The 22544-nt window shown below is 37.2% G+C and carries 17 protein-coding genes; 2 read left to right on the top strand and 15 right to left on the bottom strand.

Going from position 1 to position 22544, the window contains the following annotated elements; genetic code table 11:
• Window positions 1-104: 104 nt before the first annotated feature.
• The 7 genes from H5084_RS12090 to H5084_RS12060 form a co-directional block, all read right to left on the bottom strand.
• Complete coding sequence (locus tag H5084_RS12090) at window positions 105-1313, bottom strand: acetate kinase (protein WP_182690628.1); 1209 nt, start codon at window positions 1311-1313, stop codon at window positions 105-107.
• A gap of 380 nt (window positions 1314-1693) precedes the next feature.
• Window positions 1694-3091, bottom strand: a complete 1398-nt coding sequence (locus H5084_RS12085; protein ID WP_028869882.1) for an MBL fold metallo-hydrolase RNA specificity domain-containing protein — start codon at window positions 3089-3091, stop codon at window positions 1694-1696.
• 488 nt (window positions 3092-3579) lie between these two features.
• Window positions 3580-4611 carry a PotD/PotF family extracellular solute-binding protein gene (locus tag H5084_RS12080; protein ID WP_028869881.1) on the bottom strand — a complete coding sequence of 344 codons (1032 nt, stop codon included), beginning with the start codon at window positions 4609-4611 and terminating at the stop codon, window positions 3580-3582.
• On the bottom strand, window positions 4611-5384 hold the full coding sequence (potC, locus tag H5084_RS12075; RefSeq protein WP_028869880.1) for a spermidine/putrescine ABC transporter permease PotC: 774 nt from the start codon (window positions 5382-5384) through the stop codon (window positions 4611-4613). Before potC ends, H5084_RS12080 begins: the two co-directional genes overlap by 1 nt.
• Window positions 5368-6240, bottom strand: a complete 873-nt coding sequence (gene potB / locus H5084_RS12070; RefSeq protein ID WP_182690627.1) for a spermidine/putrescine ABC transporter permease PotB — start codon at window positions 6238-6240, stop codon at window positions 5368-5370. The genes potC and potB overlap by 17 nt, the downstream gene beginning before the upstream one ends.
• The gene (potA, locus tag H5084_RS12065; RefSeq protein WP_156916152.1) at window positions 6224-7330 is read right to left on the bottom strand and encodes a spermidine/putrescine ABC transporter ATP-binding protein PotA; all 1107 of its coding nucleotides are present in this window, start codon (window positions 7328-7330) and stop codon (window positions 6224-6226) included. Before potA ends, potB begins: the two co-directional genes overlap by 17 nt.
• A 602-nt stretch (window positions 7331-7932) precedes the next feature.
• Window positions 7933-9315 (bottom strand): uracil-xanthine permease family protein, encoded by a 1383-nt coding sequence (locus tag H5084_RS12060; protein WP_182690626.1) that lies wholly within the window; start codon window positions 9313-9315, stop codon window positions 7933-7935.
• 887 nt (window positions 9316-10202) lie between these two features.
• Here H5084_RS12060 and H5084_RS12055 point away from each other — a divergent pair.
• Both H5084_RS12055 and H5084_RS12050 read left to right on the top strand, forming a co-directional pair.
• On the top strand, window positions 10203-11750 hold the full coding sequence (locus H5084_RS12055) for a sodium:alanine symporter family protein (protein ID WP_182690625.1): 1548 nt from the start codon (window positions 10203-10205) through the stop codon (window positions 11748-11750).
• Between the two features lie 212 nt (window positions 11751-11962).
• Window positions 11963-12541 (top strand): hypothetical protein, encoded by a 579-nt coding sequence (locus H5084_RS12050; protein ID WP_182690624.1) that lies wholly within the window; start codon window positions 11963-11965, stop codon window positions 12539-12541.
• Between the two features lie 287 nt (window positions 12542-12828).
• On the opposite strand, the gene H5084_RS12045 is transcribed toward H5084_RS12050, so the two are convergent.
• The 8 genes from H5084_RS12045 to H5084_RS12010 form a co-directional block, all read right to left on the bottom strand.
• The gene (locus H5084_RS12045) at window positions 12829-13692 is read right to left on the bottom strand and encodes an ABC transporter permease (protein WP_028869874.1); all 864 of its coding nucleotides are present in this window, start codon (window positions 13690-13692) and stop codon (window positions 12829-12831) included.
• Window positions 13693-13702: 10 nt separating this feature from the next.
• Complete coding sequence (locus H5084_RS12040; RefSeq protein ID WP_245600448.1) at window positions 13703-14578, bottom strand: ABC transporter permease; 876 nt, start codon at window positions 14576-14578, stop codon at window positions 13703-13705.
• 5 nt (window positions 14579-14583) lie between these two features.
• Complete coding sequence (locus tag H5084_RS12035; protein WP_182690623.1) at window positions 14584-15699, bottom strand: ABC transporter ATP-binding protein; 1116 nt, start codon at window positions 15697-15699, stop codon at window positions 14584-14586.
• Between the two features lie 99 nt (window positions 15700-15798).
• Window positions 15799-16869 carry an extracellular solute-binding protein gene (locus tag H5084_RS12030; protein WP_182690622.1) on the bottom strand — a complete coding sequence of 357 codons (1071 nt, stop codon included), beginning with the start codon at window positions 16867-16869 and terminating at the stop codon, window positions 15799-15801.
• A 616-nt stretch (window positions 16870-17485) separates the two neighbouring features.
• Window positions 17486-18052, bottom strand: a complete 567-nt coding sequence (locus H5084_RS12025) for a PepSY domain-containing protein (RefSeq protein ID WP_182690621.1) — start codon at window positions 18050-18052, stop codon at window positions 17486-17488.
• Between the two features lie 474 nt (window positions 18053-18526).
• Complete coding sequence (locus H5084_RS12020) at window positions 18527-19114, bottom strand: uracil-DNA glycosylase family protein (RefSeq protein WP_182690620.1); 588 nt, start codon at window positions 19112-19114, stop codon at window positions 18527-18529.
• Between the two features lie 364 nt (window positions 19115-19478).
• Window positions 19479-21347: a methyl-accepting chemotaxis protein gene (locus tag H5084_RS12015; protein WP_182690619.1), complete on the bottom strand. Its 1869-nt coding sequence runs from the start codon at window positions 21345-21347 to the stop codon at window positions 19479-19481.
• A 523-nt stretch (window positions 21348-21870) separates the two neighbouring features.
• The coding region (locus H5084_RS12010; RefSeq protein ID WP_409077637.1) for a transposase at window positions 21871-22544 on the bottom strand (674 nt) is incomplete at its 5' end.

Genomic DNA, 22544 nt, shown 5'->3' with positions numbered 1-22544 from the left:
CAACACTCCACAGAAAAAAGACAAAAAAAAATACCCATCAGCAATTAACTGGTGGGTATTAAAAAGTGCTATTTAAATCGTAAAACTCTTAACTAATTAATGTACTAAGCCGTCAATAAACGTAAAGTATCTCTAGCAATAACCCACTCTTCATTAGTTTGAACAACCATCGCGACCGTACTACCTGGTTCACTGAAAATGCCTTTATTAGATGATTTACCAAAACGATTTGCTAGGTTTTCTTGTTCATTCACTTTAAAGCCTAATAAACCTAAACGAGCTAAGGTTAATTGACGAATTGGTGCTGAATTTTCACCGATCCCGCCTGTAAATACAACAGCATCTAAACGTCCATCTAAAGCAGCGGTGTAACTTGCAATGTATTTAGCTAAGCGGTAACAGTAAAGGTCCATAGCACGCGTTGCCGCTTTATCTTGTTGGTAGTTATCTTCAACAAATCGACAATCAGATGTATTTTCTGTTAATCCTAATAAGCCAGACTCTTTCGTTAGCATGGTGTGGATCTCTTCCATGCTATAACCTAGTTCATCATGTAAATGGAAAATAATGGCAGGGTCTAAATCACCACAACGCGTTCCCATCACTAACCCTTCTAATGGTGTCATGCCCATTGACGTATCAACAGAAATACCATTTTTAATCGCACAAACAGAACCACCGTTTCCTAAGTGACAGTTGATGATATTTAACTCACTAACGGGTTTATTTAATACTTCAGCAACTTGTAGTGTAATGTAGTAATGACTAGTACCGTGCATACCGTAACGACGAACGCCATTATCACGGTAAAGTTTGTACGGAAGTGCGTATAAATAAGCTTCTTCAGGCATTGTTTGATGGAAAGCAGTATCAAATACAGCAACATTTTGTAACAAAGGTAGTGCACTTTGAGCGGCACGAATACCGATCAGGTGAGCTGGATTATGTAAAGGAGCTAATGACACACAATCTTCAATGCCTTGCATAACAGAATCAGTGATCACTGCAGATTCAGTAAACTGCTCACCACCGTGTACGATACGATGACCAATAGCATATAAATTTTCTTTTAATACAGGATTTAGCGAAAGGATTTCATTAACGATATAAGTTAATGCTTCACCATGGGCTGCACCAGCACCTAATTCAGCTTTACCTTTTACGCCTTCTAGATTCCATTTAATACTTGCATTATCTAAGTGCAAGCACTCAGAAAGACCAGAAAGTTTTTCATCACCAGTAACGGCATCAATAATGGCAAATTTCAAAGAAGAACTACCACAGTTAAGTACAAGGATTAGCTTGCTGTCCATTTTTATATCCTATTTGTCGCAAAAATAAAGGGTTAGAGCGAAAAGTTATTTCAACTCTTTAAAAGTTGTTTTTTTTGGCATTATAAAATAATAACAACAGACAGAGCCCTTGTTTTTACTATCACCAAATTAGAGGTGCGAAGCATACACGTGAAGGACATAGATCACAAAAAATAGTTTCAAAAGCATATTTCTTCTTTTAAAGAATGCTTTATAGACATCATCCAATAAAAATGAGGCGTAAGAAGGGTTTACATAAGACTAGCTTAAATTAATATAAAAAAATAATAAGTGGTACAGCGACAAGCTGTACCAAACTTGCAAAAATAGCACTAAATAATTGATATAAAACAACTCCACGAATAAAGCTAACGTTGAGATCAAATATTAATCTTCTCTGCATAGCGCACAATATGTGTTGGTATTTGCAGTTGTTCTTCTATCGCTTGTTTAAAAATACTTTGTTTATCTGGTTCACCATGTATTAAAAATACATGATCGATTTTTTCAAATTCACTGATCCATGCTAAAAGGTCATGTTGGTCGGCATGTGCAGAGAATCCATTCACTTTATGTATTTGTGCATTTACTTTAATATTTTCATGGTAAAGCTGAACCGAATCAGCACCATCGATCAACTTTCTTCCCAATGTACCCTGCACTTGATACCCAACAAATATGACACTATTTGTCTCATCCCATAAACGATGTTTTAAATGATGTAATATTCGTCCTCCCGTGCACATGCCACTGCCAGCGATAATGATACAACCACTTTCTATTTTATTAATGAGTATCGATTCATTGCTTTTTAACGCATATTGTAAATAGGGGAAATCAAATATACTGCCATCACGTTCAAGTAACTGTTTGGCTGACTCATTCAAATCATGATGATGAGCAGTATAAATTTGCGTGGCGCGCATCGCCATTGGAGAATCCAAAAATACTTGGCATTGTGGTAACTCTTTGTCGTAATACATTTGTTTTAATAATAATAAAATTTCTTGCGAGCGTTCGATAGCAAATGATGGGATCAAAATATTGCCTTTATTTTTTAAGGTATTGATCACAATCTCCTTAAACTCATCTACCGTCTCTTTTAAACCACAATGATTACGGTCACCATAAGTTGACTCAATAAATAACGCATTGGTTTGTTTGATAACCGTAGGTGCTGGCATGATTAGATCTTTACGGCCGCCTAAGTCGCCAGAAAAAACCACCGACTTCGTTTTCCCTGCCTCTTCGAAATCAATTTGCACTGTGCTTGAACCGAGAATGTGCCCAGCTTGGCGAAACGTCACCTTCACATTCGCAGTCAGTTGAATGCTTTTATCATGTTGTGCATATTGAATGGTTAAATCAAATACTGCTCTAGCATCATCAATAGTATAGATAGGGGAGCGAATTTTTTTTTCATTACCCGACCGTTTTGCTTTTTTATAAGCGACTTTGTAATCTTCTTCGGCAATTTTAGCGCTATCCATTAACACCACTTCTGCTAAATCCATGGTCGCACGAGAAGCTACAATCTTGCCATCAAAGCCTTCTTTAACTAATTTAGGGATGCGGCCTACATGATCTAAATGAGCATGAGTAACTAAAACAATATTGACGCTTTTAGGATCAAAATCGAAAGGCTCATAGGTCTTCTCTTCACCTTCTCCTTGAAAATAACCGCAATCAATTAATATATTTGGGCCATTTTCAAGCTGCAACAGATGACATGAACCAGTGACTGTTTCTGCTGCACCGAATGATTGAATAAAAGCCATAAAACACCTCCTTTACGCACTTAATTACAGATTTTTTTGAAACTGAATAGCTTAACATCTAGCAAGTTAACTACCTTTAATAACTGCAGTTTTATCTAATATCTAGTAATGACCATAGCGCATAAGAAGGTACAAATTTGATAGCCTGTTAGCAATTTTGCTATTCAGTCACTTAATTAAAAAAGATGAGAGGAAGGTTAAATACGGGGGGAAAAGACTAAAGACAGCAATGCAATAAGTGGGTTAGATCCTTTAATGGGGTAATAATACCGTTAATTTACGGATCAAATATTACGCTGGAAACAGAAGTTAGTTTAAGGCAAAAGTTGCCGTAAGTGATTGTTCTATTTTATAAAAATTTTAACGTGAAAATAGTTCCTTTTAACCACTAAGATTGATCAGTTAGTTAGCAGAGTTGGTATCACAATATTAAGGTATAAAAAAACCGCTCACTGAGCGGTTTAAAGTATTTATAAGATGTACAACGTTTATGATTTAGTTTGTTTTAGCATTTGCCAGTATTTCTCATAGATGGCATTCGCTTCGCCTAAGTCACTATGGTACGAACCATTTTTAATTACATCAGCAGGCGGTACAACCATTGGGTTATTACGCATTTCATCACTTAACAAAGAGATAGTACCTAAGTTAGGCGTTGAATTACCTACACCTTCAAGAATTATTTTGCCAATTTCAGGGCGTAATATATAGTCGATCAGCTTATGTGCATTATCTACGTTTTCTGCGCCTTTAGAGATAACAAGACTATCTACCCACAAAGTAACACCTTCTTTTGGATAAATGTAATCAACCGTACCTAATTCAAGTTGAGCCATGTAAGCTTCACCATTCCACATCACTCCCATCGGTACATTACCTTGAATAAGCGGCCCCTTTGGCGAATCAGACAAGAATAATTTTACGTTCGGTAATAACTCAACCAACGCTTCATAAGCTTGACGAATTTCATCTTCATTAGTGGTATTGTTCTCAAAGCCTTTCACTTTTAATGCCATTAAAAATATATCACGAACATCATCTAACAACAGAATTTGGTCTTTAAACTCTGGTTTCCAAAGGTCCTTCCACGATGTAATTGATGATGAATCCATCTCATCGGTATTGACCGCAATAGCGGTACTGCCCCATAGATACGGAATACTGTACTTATTACCTGGGTCGTAAGCTTGATCCAATAAATTTGGGTCTAAGTTAGCCAGATTTTTTAATTTAGATTTATCAATCGGCTGTATAAGATCAGCTCGCTTTAAACGTTCGATAAAAAAGGTCGTGGGTACTGCAAGATCATAACCTTTACCATTCACTAATTGTAATTTTGCGAACATAGTTTCATTGCTATCAAAAGTAGCAACTTCCACTTTAATACCTGTTTCTTTAGTAAATGATTTAAGTACTTTATCTGGAATGTAATCAGCCCAGTTATACAATACGACTTTTTCTTCTGCAATTGCTGAAAAACTAAGCATCATTGCGGCGGTCACTGTTAACCATTTTTTCATTATAAATTTCCTTTTTTACGTAGCAATAGCTGCGATATTACAATTAAGACTACTGACCCAACAAAGAGTAAAGTAGAGATAGCATTAACCTCTGGCGACACACCAACACGGACCATGGAATATATTTTAAGTGGTAATATTTCATAGCCTGGCCCCGTTACAAAGGAACTCACAATCACATCATCTATGGATAACGTGAAACTTAATAACCAACCCGATGCTACCGCAGGTAATATCATTGGTAGGATAATTTTACTAAATACTTGCCATTCGTTAGCACCCAAATCTCGTGCAGCTTCGGTGACCGACATATCCATGCCTTTCAAACGTGAAAAAACACTAATTATTACAAAAGGCAAACAGAAAGTAATGTGTGCAATTAAAAGCGAAATATAGCCGAGCTCAATACCCAAAGTAACAAATAAAATAAGTAAAGCAATCGCCATTACAATGTCCGGTGTTAACATACTTACAAACACCAACGAAGAGACCGCTCCTTTACCATAAAAACGGTAACGTTGTAATGCGACGGCCGCTAAAGTGCCAATCACTGTTGCTGCTGTTGCACTTGTTAAGCCCACTTGTAAGGTGTGCCAACCCGCTTCCATTAACGAATCATTTTCAAATAACTTCTCGTACCATTTATAGGTAAAACCACTCCATTTATTACCGTAGCGAGACTCGTTGAAAGAGTTAACCACTAAAATAAAAATAGGTGTGTAAACATAGCAAAGTACTAATCCAATAAACCCTAGTCTAAAAATTCGAATCATTGATGCCCCCTTCGCGATTCGACATTTTTGTCGCTCGGTAGTAAAGCCAAAGCATAAAGGATAATAATAAAATCATTAAAATACTCAACGCGGCACCAAATGGCCAATCACGAGTTTGGATAAACTGGTTTTTGATGACATTGCCCAATAACGCATGCTTTGAACCGCCCAATAAATCCGCCACAAAAAACATGCCCATCGCCGGTAATACCACCATTAAACACCCAGCAATAATACCTGGCAGTGTTAATGGTAAAGTAATACGCATTAAACGTTGGCTTGCACTAGCGCCGAGGTCTTTAGCAGCATCTAATAATTTAAAGTCCAATCGTTCCATAGAGGAATAGATAGGCAAAATCATAAAAGGTAGCAAGATATAACTGAGTCCAAAAATAACCGCAAATTGGCTATATAACATGTCCAAAGGTTTATCAATTAAACCAACAAACTGCAGTGTTTCATTGATTAAGCCTTTTTTACCTAACAAAAATTGGATGGCATAAATACGCACCAATGAATTAGTCCAAAATGGTACAATTAACAAAAACAATACAATGCCACGCCAGCGTTGCGGTAATCCCATTAAACACATCACAAACGGGTAAGCAATCGCCAGACAGATCACAGCCGTGATCATTGACATCGAAAGTGAATCCCACAACAGCGATATAAAGGTTGGATCGAAAACACTCTTCCAACCTTCTAAACTAAATTTATACTGTATTAAAAAATCAGCATCACGGGTTAAAAAGCTAGTCACCAATACCATCAAACTTGGTACTAAAACGAACAGTGCTAGCCAGCTTGTTGCTAGGCCAATAGCCCAAAAACGAAACTGATTAAATTGTTTGTTCATATGGCAATACCACTTCCCAACCAGTTATCCATTGTAATGCGACTTTTTGCCCTAAACGGTAGTCAAAATCAGGGTCGTCTTCATCAAAAAACTCACTCGCAATCACTTTAGTTCCAGTAGATAAACGAATGTAAGAATCTAACGTTTTACCTTTATAGTTACACTCGTGTATATGCCCTTCTATATGAACGGTATTAGCGGCTAATTCAGGTTTAGTTAAACGCACATCTTCAGGGCGCAGTAATACATGTACTTTGTCGTTTGCTGCAAAAGGATAATCTGTTTTAACAACCCAATCAGCGCCTTCCGCAACCACTTCAACATGTTTATCATCAATGCGACGCACAACATGCCCGTCAAATTGGTTAATTTCACCAATAAATCGAGCAACAAAAAGGTTCACTGGCGTTTCGTAAATTTCACGCGGTGTGCCGATTTGCTGAACCTTACCTTTGTTCAATACAACGATGCGATCTGACATCGATAATGCTTCTTCTTGGTCGTGCGTGACATAAACAAAAGTGATATTAAGTTGACGTTGTAAGCGCTTTAACTCAATTTGCATTTCTTGACGTAATTTGTAATCAAGTGCACTCAACGACTCATCTAATAATAATAAACGTGGACGATTAACCACAGCGCGCGCAATCGCGACACGTTGTTGTTGCCCACCGGATAATTGATGTGGTTTACGCTGAGCGAAACTTTCTAAACGCACCATACGTAATGCTTCAAGTACACGCTCATTAATGTCAGCTTTAGGTACTTTATGCATGATCAAACCAAACGCGATATTGTCATACACTGTCATATGAGGAAATAAAGCATAACTTTGGAACACGGTATTCACAGGGCGATGTTCAGCCTTAAGAATAGAGATATCTTTTTCATCAAGCATCACTTGCCCTTGGTCTTCTTTTTCAAAACCAGCAATAATGCGTAACACTGTCGTTTTACCACAGCCTGATGGACCTAATAAGGTAAGAAACTCACCGTCGTAAATTGTAAGGTCTAACGCATCTAAAACCGTATTATCGGCATACGTTTTACTGACCCCAGAGAGTTGTAAAAGAGGTTGGCACCCAGTCACATTCAATATTCCAAATATTTAGCCATAATGGCAGTTAACATCATCTTAAATTTTTAGCTTAAGCGTTTAAGAACTATTATTAAAAAACAAGTCTTTATTTTGTTTATATTGCAATCTTTAACGTAGATCACAATCGGCGCGATTGTACCTACATATCATTCAAACTCAATAAAAAATCAAAGCAAATAACAAATTATTTTCACTCTACTATTTACAATAAAATGTTCAAAAATCAAACAAATTTATAGATAAAATCGGCAAATAAAATCACTTTATCACTTAAAGCCTGACATTAATCGTGTTCAACCATTTGCTAAGTGAATAAGGCGACAACTAATAGACGCATAACAGCAGTTCATAAATTATCATTTAATGTTTGCCCTTGAAGGGTTAAATGGTTGTTGAGTTGAATGGCTGTGGAGTTGAATGAATGATTATCAAGTGGAAATCTCTTAATTGGAATAGCTATCGTTTAAAATAGATATAGCGAAAAGAGGTATAGTGTGGAGTATGCGTACTATGGAATAGATGACAAAAAATGAAACCGTATTGCTGTGGATGGCTTAGCAATACGGTTATCGAAAGCAAGTTAAAAAATTGTTCTAATCATTTTTTTGCTTTGGTTCTTCAGGTAAGACTAAGTTTAAGAAAATAGCTGTAATACCACCTGCAGCCATACCAGAAGATAAAACACTTTTCACCCAGTCCGGCATGAACTGAAGAATTTCAGGGTTTTGGCCAATCCCTAATCCCATTGAGAATGATAGTGCCATGATCAAAATAGCACGTCGATCCAGCTCACAACGAGAAATAATACGAATCCCCGAAGCTGCAATGGTACCAAACATCACCACCGTCGCGCCGCCTAATACTGGTTCAGGAATTAATTGTACTAAGTTTGCAACACCAGGAAATAACCCCAGTAATACCAACATACCCGCCACAAAATAACCGATGTAGCGACTAGCAACTCCCGTTAACTGAATAATTCCGTTATTTTGGCTAAAGGTAGAATTAGGGAAACTATTTAATAAGGAAGCAATAGCTGAGTTTACACCATCTGCTAACACACCACCTTTAAGACGTTTTAAATAAAGTGGCCCAGCAACCGGTTGTTCAGATGTTTCAGAAGTAGCTGTAATATCGCCGATCGCTTCTAATGACGTCACCGCAAATACAATCACCAATGGAATTAATAACCCCCAATCAAATCCTAAGCCATATTGCATAACCGACGGAACGGCAATTAAAGCTGTATCAGGTGTGTCCGCTGCATTTAACATTCCCATAAACCAAGCTAATACCGTACCAGCTATCATTGCAATAACGATCGATGAAACTCGTAAATAAGGATGTTTTACGCGATTCAACAACACAATAAAACCTAATACGGTCCCCGCCAGCATTAAATTATCAAGGCTACCGAAACTACCATCTTCAATCGCTGCATAACCACCTCCCATTGAGGTTAAACCAATTTGGATCAATGTCAGACCAATTAACGTAACAACAATACCTGACACAAGCGGTGTAATAATACGTTGTGTATGTTGTAGCACACGGGAGATAAATACTTCGGTTAATGAGGCAAATAGAATGGTACCGAAAATAGCGGCCATCATAGTACTAATATCCGCACCGCCTGCTTTAAGGGCTAAACCAGCACCAATGATCGGACCTAAAAAATTAAAACTAGTACCTTGAATTGACAATAAACCAGAGCCTATCGGACCAAAGGTACGTATTTGAATAAAAGAAGCAATGCCGGAAGCAAACAATGACATGCTAACAATAGTATTAGTATCACTGGCAGGTAAACCTAATGCTTGGCATATAATTAAAGAGGGTGTGATCACTGCAACAAACATAGCTAACAAGTGTTGAGTCGCTGCAAAAAGCGTTTCAGGCAGTGGCGGTCGATCATCTAAACGATATATAAGATCAGAATTTCGTTGTGTTTTAGTCTTACTATGCTGTTCAAGCATGGTGTCTATATCCTTGGTATATTTACCTTTTAACTATTTTTGTATAGTCAATCACCTCATCTATTGCACTTAAAATAGCAATAGTAATAGCAAAAAAAAACACCAATAGCGATTGATATAATTTTTGAATGCATCATTTGAGGTTAATTTATCTAACAAATAAAATATTTAAACGGTAGTGAGTATTTCTTGATCCCGACAAGATGCGCTGAATGGGCATCTATTTGTGAAGGCTGGATAATTCTGTGATTGCTGTTACTCAGAACCAGACCAACACTAGGAGAAATGAAAGTGGTTTAAATCCGGCGCTATTTTAATTCGCTTTTAATAAATAGCAAACAATAGTGAAAATACTCTGGAAATAATCAATAGATATCAATGTAATACAATAAAAAATGTTATTAAGTTGTTAAACCGTTAACAACTAATAGCTGTATCATAAAGGTTAAAATAGTAGCAGGTTGTTAGCTGAGAAACAGTGGTAGATGAGTTCGAGATCAGGCTTATACTTTTAATTAAACATGTTTTACATTAATAACCAACGTAAAAACAACTAGCTGCAAGATCACGGCATATTTAATAGGGTTAGCGCAACGACCTTAAACGACCATTGGGTATTGATGGTAAAATAGGAGGGATCCAGTTCAACTTCACAATAGTTTAAATTCAGGCCGTTCTGCTTCACACAATAATAAAAACAGACTTTTAACCTAAATTTAACATCTATATTGGTTGAATATAATTTTTAATCCTTAAAAATTAATGAAAATAGTCAATAACACTGGCTTAAATCATTTACACTATTTATGCTGAATACGCTTTGACTTTAAACAACTAATATCACTGCAATTTTATATAAGGAAATAAACATGTATAAGGAAATAAACATGATAAAAACAAGAAAATTTATGCCCCTCTTTCTATTAGCCTTTAGCACTACCGCTTTGGCTGAAGAAATGAGTGAGTTTGGACAAGCAGTTGATTCTCTAAGTAAGTCTGTTGATGGCTTTTTTAGTGATTACACAGGTTGGTTTGTAAGTTTAATCTTTAAAAGTGTTCCTATTGGTGAAGCAAGCTTTCCGTTAATCGTTGGTTGGTTATTAGTCGCAGCCTTAATCTTCACTATTTATTTTGGCTTTGTACAATTTAAACGCGTTGGACTAGCGATAAATATTATAAAAGGCAAATATACAGATCCTAATTCTAAAGAAGAAGGTGAAGTTTCTCACTTCCAAGCATTAACGACAGCACTTTCAGGTACTGTTGGTCTTGGTAATATTGCCGGCGTAGGTGTGGCACTTGCAATTGGTGGCCCTGGCGCAACTTTCTGGATGATCTTATGTGGCCTTCTGGGCATGGCGTCTAAATTTTGTGAATGTACTTTAGGTGTGAAATACAGAACTATTTTACCATCGGGCGTGGTATCTGGTGGTCCAATGTATTACTTAAGCCAAGGGCTAAGTGAAAAAGGCCTCGGTGGTTTAGGTAAAATATTAGCGATTGGTTTTGCATTAATGTGTATTTTGGCAACGTTAGGAGCAGGTAACATGTTCCAAGCGAATCAAGCACATGCAATGTTAACGTATGCCTTTGATGTACCAAGTGAATATGGTGTCATTACTGGTATTGTACTGGCTTCATTAGTATTTTCAGTTATTGTAGGTGGTATGCCTTCAATTGCATCGGTAACAGAGCGAATTGTTCCATGGATGGCGGCTTTATATGTAGGCATGGCACTGATTGTTATTGTTTCAAATATTGATCAAGTAGGTCCTGCTTTTGCCTCTATCGTTGAAGGTGCTTTCACTGGTGCAGGTGTTGTTGGTGGTTTCATTGGAGCATTGATTCAAGGTCTAAAACGTGCGACCTTCTCTAATGAAGCAGGGGTCGGTTCGGCAGCGATTGCTCACTCCGCAGTTAAAACTAAAGAGCCAGTCACTGAAGGTCTTGTTTCTTTATTAGAACCATTCATTGATACCGTTGTTATTTGTACAATGACGGCATTAGTTATCATCATTGCAGGATTAAACGTTGCACCTTTTGACGGCAACGGTTTAACAGGCGTAACATTAACAGCAGCATCATTTACAGAGACGGCAGGTATTTTCAAATACCTATTAGCGTTAGCTGTTATTATGTTCGCTTTCTCAACAATGATTTCTTGGTCATATTACGGCTTAAAAGCATGGACTTACCTATTTGGAGAAGGTAAATCAACGGAGTTTATTTTCAAGGTTCTTTTCTGTTTATTTGTAGTTCTTGGTGCGACCATTCAGTTTGGTGCTGTTATTGACTTCTCTGATGCGGCTTTATTTGCAATGTCTATCTTCAATATCATTGGTTTATACTTCTTAATGCCAATCGTGAAAAAAGAATTACATTCATTTATTGCTCGTATTAAATCTGGCGAGATAAAAACTTACGATACAAAATAACTGCACTGACTTATCTTTGTAGAATCGTTAGCATAAAACAGTTAATTAGCCGTTTTTGTTAAGCATATTGAATAAAAAACTCACTTCGGTGAGTTTTTTTGTATAGGATACTTATTACTTGTCTTGTATGTATTTTGTACATAACAAATATTACCAAGTGCACTTTATTTCTTTCAATAATGACGATGGCACATGATATACAAGGAAGGTATATGAACGAGAATGATAACGAAACAGAAACTGTAACCATTGATTTAACCCGCACATTACTTCGTGATGGCCCTAAGTTTTTATCACATAAAGCAGTCGTAATGGGTGATATTGCATTTTTACGCCCGACTATCACTGCTATGTTATTTTGTGTCATTTATATTGTTGTGGGGATATTTTTAATGAGCCTTGCAACTTACCAGTTAATGGTTTTAAGTAAATATGACTTTGCCATATTTCTGGGGGGATTTGGTATTGCAATATGCACTTTCGGCATCTCATTAATTCAACCATTTCTAAGCCGAGTTAGTTTTGATCGAAAAACAGGAGTGTTTAATAACCATAAAGACCGGGACGTTAAACTCAAAAACATTATCTCTTTGCAAATAAACAATAAAGTTATTCAACGTAAACATGCATTAAACTACGCCTGTTATGAGCTGAATTTATTAACTGAACATGGACGAAGAATTAATATTTTGAATCACAATGATCAACAACAATTACTACAAGATGCTGAATTATTAGGATCTTTTTTAGGTGTGGAAGTAAATGACTGTCGTAGAGAAATTGTTTTATAAATATACCAGGCCTGTACTAATGAAACACTAATGTAATATTATGAGCCATTATTTTATTAGACTATGATATAAAAAATCGAGTGTAATGTTATTTGATCACTTTTTCAGATGAAGAAAGTCACTACCCCCCGATAACGCATAACCACAGCTAAGAATATAGAAGTGGCTCTAACAAGCAGAGAAGGCATATAACACCAAGAAAGAACTTCTAAGGCCTGTTTCGATATAGCGACCAACGACTGCCCTCACTGCTTACAACCTTACACGTAAGCAACATCCTGCTTTATTTACTTAACAGTACTTTTCCTTCCTGTTAAAAAGTAATTACCTAAAGCCAATACCACACTTGCTAGCATTAACAATAATGACACAACATTAATAACCGGTGTCGCCCCCTCTCGTAAGCGGTCATAAAGCGTAATGGTTAAAGGACTGTCCGAGCCAACTAACATCAAGGTAGTATTGAAGTTTTCGAAAGACATTAAAAAACTGATCACGGCAGCACCAATAATTGCAGGTAATAAATACGGAATAGTAATAGTACGTATCGCTTGTAACTTACTTGCTCCCAAGTTCAAAGCAGCTTCCTCTAAGCTTAAATCAAAGCTACGCAATCTTGCAGCAACAATTAAAGTACAAATCGTCGTAATAAAAGCAAATTGGCCAATCACGACCAATGCCAAACCTGGCCTTAATAACTCAATATCGATAGCCCAGACATCGTCAAAATAATTAGCAATACTTGAACTCATAATTAAAATTGAGACGCCTAAAATAACCCCTGGTATTACCAAAGGTAATAACATCAACATATATAAAACACTTTTTCCGCGAAATGTTGCCCGCTCAAACAAAAAAGCATTATTGATGGCTAACGCCACAGCCAAAACCGTGGTGCAAGTTGCAACGAGGAAGCTCGTTGCGATTGATTGATATAACTGAGGATCATGAAATAACCCCAACATAGGCTCTTGATCGGAGAAAAACCAATCCCAGGTAAAACCATGCCAAGGCAAAGAGGGAAACATACTGTCATTGAATGCAAATACAGCAACAACCACTAAAGGAGCCATCAAAAAAGCAAAGAATATAAAAGCATAGAGCCTAAAACTAGATTTAAAGAGTGCTGACTGAGGAATCGATGGGATCATATTGCGTCTCCTAAGACATTACTTTACTGAATGATTGACGACTAAGCTTTAACCCCAGCCACACAATTAAAGAAGAAATACTTAATAGTAAAACACCAAATGCCGAGCCTTGTTGCCAGTTAAAACGAGTGATAAATTGTGTAAATATCTGCTCCGTAAACCATAGGCTGGATTTACCACCCAGTAAGATAGGCGTTAAATAGTTACCCAAGGTCAACATAAATACCACAATACAGCCGGATACAATCGCAGGTTTGGCATGCGGCACAATGATTTGCCAAAACACAGACAAACCATTGCCCCCTAAGTCATATCCCGCTTCAATATAACTATCATCGAGACTTTCTAAAGTAGATGTTAACGGCACAACCATAAATAGCATGCTGCTATAAACTAACCCCAACATAATAGTGGCATCGGTATAAAGGAATTCAATAGGTCCTTCTGTCATACCTATATATTGTAAGAAGGAGCTGACTACGCCACTTTCACGTAACAAAATCATCCAACCATAAGTTCGCACTAACTCACTGACCCAAAATGGGATCAAACAAAGCACCAACAATAATCCTTTAGCTCGGCCTCGTAACATTTTTGCGATGTAATATGAGATTGGAAAAGCAATGATTAACGTTAATACAGTGGCGATGATCGACATCACAGCGGTGCGTAAGAAGGTATTCCAATAAAGAGGCTCAGTAAAAAATTCGATATAATTACTAAAACCATATTCGTAAATGCGTGGCGCGATACGTTCTTGTAACGAAATATTTAACATGGTCAGCTGCGGTAAAATAACTAACAATACTAACCATAATAAAAGAGGGCAAAGTAATAGTAATAAGCCTAATTTAAGTGGTGTTTTTGATTTCCCTTTCGTCATCATCTTGATTATTTATCCTGTAATTTAGGAAAAATGTTAACTTGCTGCTTAGGAAATGAGATCTGTAAATTGTCCCCTTTCTTTAAATGTATGAACTCCGCAGTTTGAGGTAATTTAACCTTTATCTCTTCTCGAGAGGTTTGCTCCTCAACTAATAATTGGCTATTTGCACCATCGAATAAAATATTATTCACTTTGGCCGTTAATTGGTTTTGATCTGCTTTAGCTGTCGACACCGGTGAGATATGGATAGCCTCCGGACGTATAAACACTTCCACTTCAGAACCAATAATAAAGGCTTTCTCATTCGATTTTTGTGCGTATAGGATCAATCCCGTTGTTGTTTTTACTTGTAATGAATCCGATAAAATATCAATCACAGTCGCCGACCATTTATTACTATCACCAACAAAGCCTGCTACAAAGGCATTATCTGGTTGAAAATATAATTGTTGAGGATCACCGACTTGTTGGAATTGGCCATGATTCATCACCGCAACCTGATCACTCATTACCAATGCTTCAGATTGGTCGTGAGTAATATAAACAAAGGTGGTCTCGAATTCTTGTTGCAGCTTTTTCAGTTCCACTTTCATGTGTTCGCGCAACTTCAAATCTAATGCGCCTAACGGTTCATCCAACAATAAAACATCTGGATTCAACACCAAACATCGAGCAATCGCAATACGTTGTTTCTGCCCACCAGATAATTGTGATATTTTCTTTTGTCCGCTACCGCTCAAGTTAACTCGTGCTAAAACTTGCTCTACTTTGTGCTTTATTTCAACTTTATTAGTGCCTTGACGATGTAAGCCATAGGCAATATTTTCTGACACATTCATATTCGGGAAAAGCGCTAAATGCTGGAAGACCATATTAACTGGCCGCTTATTGGGCGGTACGCCAATCATCGATTTACCTTTGATAAAAATATCACCCGATGTTGGATCATCAAATCCTGCTAACATACGTAGCAGAGTAGTTTTACCGCAGCCTGAAGGGCCTAAAATAGAAAAGAAACTGCCCTTTTTAATGGCAAATGAGACTTGGTCAACGGCAGTGAAATCATCAAACTGTCTAACGAGATCAGTGCATTGCAAATCAAAATCCGTATGATTAAGCAAATGAATTCCTAATTAATGATTGAATGGGTTTTACAATAAATAAAAAATTTAGGTGCAACCAAAGTTACACCTAAATAAGGCTAATTAAAATACTGAATGCTATTTTGCCGCTTTAACGCGATCTAATACTTTGCCTTCAATTATTTCTAAACCAGCAGGCACAGGTGGGTACCATTTAATGTTGTCAACAGACGCCGTATCAAAGCTTGATTGATACTTAGCTCTTAGTGGTGCATTAACGAATTCATCAGCACCTTTTGAAGCAGTGAAATTACCAGCAGAATCAGTGATCAACGCCGCTATTTTGGGTTGCATAACAAAGTTTATCCATTTATAAGCGGCCGCTTCATTTTTGCTTTTACGCGGTATTACAAATGCATCGATCCAACCTAATGCACCCGATGTTGGAGCAACAAAGTTAATCGCTTTATTATCATCATGTAATTGCCAACCGCCTGCATCCCAAGCCATAGCTGCAACAGTTTCATCACTACGCATCAAGTTTTTCATGGCATCACCACCAGACCAATAGGCTTTAACGTTACCTTTACAGCTGATTAACTTATCTTGCACTTGTAACATGATCTTTTCATACTCTACAGGATCGTTATAAGCTGCAAATGGGTCTAGCCCCATAGAAAATGCAAATGCGATTAAAGTAGGACGTTTTAAACGGTAAGTCACTTTGCCCTTATAAGCATCGTTACATAGGTCTGCATAATCTTTCACATCAGCTGCTTTTTCAGAGTTTACAATTAAACCAGAAGTGCCCCAGATGTGCGGTACACCATAAGGTTTACCGTCATACATTGATGACTTTAATGTTGAGTCAAGCATACTCGTTACAAACAACTTATTTTCTATCTTAGATAAATCAATCGGTTTATAGATATTAAACTCAGCTTGCGCACTCGCGATTCTATCTTGGCTAGGTTGAACCAGATCAAAGCCACCACCACGCGTTGCTGAAAGCTTAGCAATCATGTCTTCATTATTAGATTTAGTCACCTCAACATCTATTCCAGTTTCGGCTTTAAACATATCAACAACGGTTTTAGGTGCATAACCACCCCACGTCAATAAGCGCAGTGTTTCAGCATTCACTGATTGTGCTGTTAAACATAAGGTAAAACCGACTGCAATTAGTGACTTACAATTTGAAATTTGCATTATTCTCTCCATAGATGTCTGTTTTGACTAAAAGTAATACCAATTAGGAGAATCAATATAAGCAAAAAATTGTGACATAAACATGACAAGAGTAATATTTATGTCAAAGATAAGACCTACATCAACTAAGAGGTGAAATTAGACAAGAAACGAATTGATTAAATATCTACCAAGCACTAACAACGATTGACTAAGGTAGAAGCTGATCAGGACATGTAAGGTAACGACTTTCACCACACAATTAAACCCGGTGAACACATCAGGAAATAAAATAATAGTGAGGCGTATCAGACAGGGGAATAGGTGATTAACGAGATTGAGTGATAACAAACCACCTCCAAGTGCAACAATATGCATCTTTAAAAGATAGTTTGTAAATAATCATCAACCAAAGTTTATGGATTGCCAGCAATTCAAATCCAGAACTTTCAAGAACTTGACTACTCACTGTCGGCTATCCAAGATTCAGGCTACCGACAATTAAACTCAGCGTGGCAGCCTGATTGCACCTTCCTTAGATCTATAGAGTGAAATAGCTAAAAGGTGGCGTTGTTATGACAAATAGTGAACGTTGATAGGCTTGCAATAAGTTATCAATATATTGTTTATAAAAAACTTAACTGCTTATCACCATGACAACAAATAATGCAATGCTAAGCAAAGCAGAAATGAGTGTTAGCTGACGTAACTTTGGCATTTGTAATGCCATCAAAAAACCAGAGATAATGAGTAACAGTAAAGCAATGGCAAACGCAGTCGCATAGACTTTAAAAGGAATACCACCTTTTGCTTTGTGGAGCTGTACAAGCTGTCGATACCAACTAGCATTTTCTATGGTTAATGTAACAACTAAAGGCTGAAATGTAGGCGCTAAAACAACATTAACGGTTGAACCACTCCATTCAAGCTGAAAAGAAGAGCCGATTTTTTTAATTTTGGCATTACCTGATGGCAATCCCACACCTTGTTTTTGTAATTCATTTTTTGCCAATGCTACAAGCTCTGTCAGTTCCCCTTGAATAGGCGCTTTAATATGTAGTTCCTGAGTCGTTTTCTCAGTTCCACCTTTTATACCCCAAGTATAAAGTGCACCTGTTACAAAAAACATTATTGCCACGGGTAAGATAAAAGCGGCAAGTAACGTATGTGCTTTGATTAATAACGAACGATTTATTTTTTCCATTAGTCTTTTCTCTGTTTCTTCTTGTTGCTTTAAGTGGCTGTAGAACAACTCATTTTCAGCCCACGGATTTAAACAATACTAATTACGTTAAGTACGTGATCTAGATTTCGCGTAGGAAAAACAACGTAATTCAAGGCATGAATTGACGTAAAAACTTGTTCCCATTACTAAATTTATAACGAAGAAATACATTGTTTTAGCCAGTAAAATGGATCAGCTATTTATCGTCATTGGTATAAGCGGGCACAGTAATTGACATTCAATACAGATTCAATAAATTATTCTATTTTCAGTAAGCAATTGATTAAATTAGATGGAAAGTAGCTTTCTAGAGATAATTACTAGCGGTTTACAGGCTGGGTGCTGCTCTTATCGTGATGTAATCGACGACTCAAGTTCACACAGAGATGGACACAGCATTGATGGACTATAACGACTATATGTTGATGCCTTTAGCACAATAAAACTAAAAAGTTATGATAACAGTATTTTGTCAACCCTACTTTTTAACACTGTTAATACCTCAGCTTCAAACCATGGGTTTTTCTTTAACCAGATATTATTACGCGGGCTTGGGTGCGGAAGCGGCATAACTTGATCTCCATAAGCCGCCCAGTTTCTAACTGTCTCAGTAAGATTTTTTTCTCTATTTTTTAAATGCCATGCCAAAGCATATTGCCCGATGACAAGTGTGAGCTGAATGTCTGGCATCGCTTCAAGTAGCTTATGTCGCCAAGTCTCTGCACATATTGGTGGGGGCGGTAAATCACCAGATTTACCTTTCCCTGGATAGCAAAAAGCCATGGGTAATATTGCAATTTTTTGTGAGTTATAAAAGGTGTTTTTATCAATCCCCATCCATGCTCTCAAACGGTCTCCACTCGGATCATCAAACGGAATACCTGTAGCATGGACTTTTGAACCTGGCGCTTGCCCAGCAATAAGAATCTTTGCGTGCTTATTAACTTGCAAAACAGGACGAACTCCCTCTTTCAAAAAGGGTTCACAAATGGTGCAAGCACGAACGTCTGTTAATAATTGATTGAAATTTTTTGTTTTCATGGCTTGAATTCAGATCATAAGTACATAGTTTGAATGGATGGAAAAAACAGTCAGGAGCATAGTTACGAATCACTTCTTATCCACAGAAAGATGCAAAATGAAAACATACAAATAACCAACTTAGGAACAACAATGCCAGATTTATATACTAAATAAAACAGGTATGAATCACAATAAACCAACAGCACTTCGATAACATTTCCAAAACTGCTCGTCAGTGATAGCCAAATATCATTATCTAAACAAAGTGTAGATAATGATATCGGACGCAGACTTGTAATAGTACCTAGCTTATCTTATCGCAGGATACGACACTACAAAGTATCTGCCTTTAGGTAAGTAGACACTTTTTCAGTTTAGGTATTTATACAATAAAATTATTTAGAATACTTTCTTGTTTACGTACATTGCCAGTTTGAGCCTGCATTGCAATATTAGTTGAATTCGCCCCCTCAGAAACTATCTCAGAAAAGTCTTTTATTTTCACCGTATTTGCATTGATCTCTTCTGCCACCAAACTTTGTTCTTCTGCTGCAGAAGCGATTTGCATATTCATATCAGTAATAGATAAGATAGCACTTCTGATGCGTTGTAGAGCACTGCTTGCTTCCCGTGCTTGATCTACAGTACTTGTTGCACTTTCTTTACTTAACCACATCGCTTTAGAAACAGAACTTGTACCAGCCTGAAGCTGTTCAATCATATTACGTATTTCCATCGTGGATTTTTGAGTTCTTTGCGCAAGAGTACGTACTTCATCAGCAACAACAGCAAACCCTCGACCATGTTCGCCTGCCCGAGCAGCTTCAATCGCGGCATTAAGTGCTAATAAATTAGTTTGATCTGCAATTTCATTAATAACCTGCAAAACCGTCGCAATACTAGTAGTCGCATTTTCTAATGTCTTAATTTCAGCTACAGCCTCATCGATAGATCCTGAAAGTGTATTTATAGATTCAGTAGTATTATTAACAACTAAAGTACCTTTCTGCGTTGCCTCATCTGCTTCTTTAGCCGCCGCCGCAGCGCTTTGGGCATTACCAGCCATATCAACAGACGTCGTTGCCATTTCCTGCATCGCTGTCGCTAACTGCTCTAGCTCTTGGAGTTGATCTTGAATTGCTTTAGTCGCCCCTTCTGAGCCTTGAGCCGTCTCCTCAGCACCAATTAAAATATCTCCACCAATGGACTTAAGTTGTTTAATTTGACCTTGAAGATTTTCGGTAAACTGATTAAATCCAGAAGCAAGTAATGCAAACTCCTCGTCAGTGTCGGTTTTGAGTCGTTTAGTTAAATCACCTTTACCTGATGCAACATCTTGTATTGCGTCATTTAATGAGCTTAATGGTCGCATCAATTTAGTAATTAACAGTAATAAAAGAGTAATACTGATAATTAAAGCAACACCTGCAAAGATGATAGATTCAGAGCGCATTTTAGAAACAGAAGCAAAAGCGATGTTTCGATCAATAGACATCCCAATAAACCAATCTTGATTCGGTACTTTGATAAAATCAAAAACAAAGTCTTGACCATTTATTATAATAGTTTGAACTTGTTCTTTAATTTGAATATTTGGTTGATAAGAGGAGAAATTTTTACCATTTTTTTTCTCATCTGGATGCGCAATAGTAGTACCGTGGCTGTCCACTACAAATAAATAGCCCGCATTGAATAACTTAACATTATTGACGATATCAGCAAGCCCAACAAGGCTGACATCAAAAAATAAAGCACCTACAAATTTATCTTTATCTTTAAGTGGCGTACTAACAGAAATCAACATTTCATTAGTTACTGAGTCAGTATAAGGCTTTGTAACAATAAGTGCGTTACTTTTCTTTGTTGCTATATACCAAGGACGCTTACGACCGTCCCATGAAGGCCCTGGGTTCCAGCTAGGATCACCACTAATAACTTTACCGTCAATTTCTAAACCTCCTCCGCTTAAGATAAATGGTTTTTTGAGGGAAGGTTGCTCTAGTACAGCTTTGATTGCTGCTGGAGACAGGTCTTTTTGAGCAATGTCCGTTACATAGCGGGCAACATCCATACGGCCTTCCATTTCGGCAACAACATTATTTTTAACACTCTGCATAATATCGTCAATACTATTTCGAATTGTGGTTTCAAGCTCTGACTGAACAGTCATGACCTGTTTTATTGACAGTAAACTCACCGTGATTAAAATTAAAATAGAAGAAGCTGTAACAATTTTGTGACTAAATTTCATTATTATTCGGCAAGGATCAATGCTCACTTTGTAAACAAGATAGATTGCCGCTCCATTAGTTGAATTAAGATGTTAGTTCAAGCTGATATCAAAGCTTCTTCACACTATCACTAGCATAAATATCTTCGGTGATATTGTTCGCTCCTTATCACGTCATAAAATGATATTGTATTACATAAATGGCGTCAATTTAATTAAGGTTGAATCTGTTTTTTGTGTAAGAAAAAGGATTTAGATCAAGAAAGCTCAATGTGATCTGTAGTGTATTTGACACACAGACAAAATACTTTACGCAGCAAAAGTAATATACAATTTATCAAGAGAAGCAGTAGACATCCATAAACTTTTACAGCCAAATAATCATAAAAAAATCGGTGCATGTAATAAAATATAAATCAGAAAGTGTTCTAAAAATATTGTAGGGGTATAAAATGCAGGGCATAAAGCCGTTTTTCTAGTATTTTAAACAAGTGAATTCTTTCGTTCTCACGGCATTTTTTAAAAATAAGAAGTAACCAAGAAACTAGTGCATATTTCGTCGTAATTCGTTTTTGCTGGCCATCCAACGCTTACCAGTATGCGCTGCAAATAATGCTAACTCTTCCAACGAGCCGACTGCCCCTTGGTAGTCTTTGCCAAAACCACTTGCAAGTGATAACCAAGTTTCACTGTCAAGCCCAAGTGTATTGAGCAATTTAGGATGATGGCTGGCGATTGCTCCTCGTTTATCTTCTCGTAAAATACGACCGCTCCAATCGACTAGCTCGATATAATCAAGCAGTGAGAAGGGGATTCCCTGCTGTTGAGTTTCATGCTCATCGCCTATAAAACCCAATAATGGCTTTTTCTTAAAACTTAATCCGACCAAAGAAGACCCATTGTTGTTTTCCTCTTTAAAAGCAACACCATGTATGCGCTCATAAGCAGAAGTGTATTCTGACGCTTCAACGCTATTATTCATTTTGGCTCGAACAGGATTAAGATCGACATAAGCCATGCAAGTTAACAATGCATCTTCATCTAATAATGCTTGGGATTTAAATCGTCCTTCCCAGAACCGGCCTGTACAGTTATCTTCTTTATTGGCTTTACGTGCAATGAACTCATTCAGACAACGCATAAACCATGAGATATCTGCTAAACGGTCACGCCAAGCATTGATAATATTCAGCGCAGCTTTACTTTCTTCGTCAGATA

Source organism: Psychromonas sp. SR45-3, assembly GCF_014163575.1.
Classification (GTDB): Bacteria; Pseudomonadota; Gammaproteobacteria; order Enterobacterales; family Psychromonadaceae; genus Psychromonas; species Psychromonas arctica.
This window is presented reverse-complemented; position numbering and strand designations above follow the sequence as displayed.

Excerpts from the sequence above, each read along its gene's own strand:
- H5084_RS12090 (WP_182690628.1), bottom strand. The coding sequence starts at position 1,313 with ATGGACAGCAAGCTAATCCTTGTACTTAACTGTGGTAGTTCTTCTTTG.
- H5084_RS12085 (WP_028869882.1), bottom strand. The coding sequence starts at position 3,091 with ATGGCTTTTATTCAATCATTCGGTGCAGCAGAAACAGTCACTGGTTCA.
- H5084_RS12080 (WP_028869881.1), bottom strand. The coding sequence starts at position 4,611 with ATGAAAAAATGGTTAACAGTGACCGCCGCAATGATGCTTAGTTTTTCA.
- potC (WP_028869880.1), bottom strand. The coding sequence starts at position 5,384 with ATGATTCGAATTTTTAGACTAGGGTTTATTGGATTAGTACTTTGCTAT.
- potB (WP_182690627.1), bottom strand. The coding sequence starts at position 6,240 with ATGAACAAACAATTTAATCAGTTTCGTTTTTGGGCTATTGGCCTAGCA.
- H5084_RS12060 (WP_182690626.1), bottom strand. The coding sequence starts at position 9,315 with ATGCTTGAACAGCATAGTAAGACTAAAACACAACGAAATTCTGATCTT.
- H5084_RS12055 (WP_182690625.1), top strand. The coding sequence starts at position 10,203 with ATGATAAAAACAAGAAAATTTATGCCCCTCTTTCTATTAGCCTTTAGC.
- H5084_RS12050 (WP_182690624.1), top strand. The coding sequence starts at position 11,963 with ATGAACGAGAATGATAACGAAACAGAAACTGTAACCATTGATTTAACC.
- H5084_RS12045 (WP_028869874.1), bottom strand. The coding sequence starts at position 13,692 with ATGATCCCATCGATTCCTCAGTCAGCACTCTTTAAATCTAGTTTTAGG.
- H5084_RS12040 (WP_245600448.1), bottom strand. The coding sequence starts at position 14,578 with ATGATGACGAAAGGGAAATCAAAAACACCACTTAAATTAGGCTTATTA.
- H5084_RS12030 (WP_182690622.1), bottom strand. The coding sequence starts at position 16,869 with ATGCAAATTTCAAATTGTAAGTCACTAATTGCAGTCGGTTTTACCTTA.
- H5084_RS12025 (WP_182690621.1), bottom strand. The coding sequence starts at position 18,052 with ATGGAAAAAATAAATCGTTCGTTATTAATCAAAGCACATACGTTACTT.
- H5084_RS12020 (WP_182690620.1), bottom strand. The coding sequence starts at position 19,114 with ATGAAAACAAAAAATTTCAATCAATTATTAACAGACGTTCGTGCTTGC.
- H5084_RS12015 (WP_182690619.1), bottom strand. The coding sequence starts at position 21,347 with ATGAAATTTAGTCACAAAATTGTTACAGCTTCTTCTATTTTAATTTTA.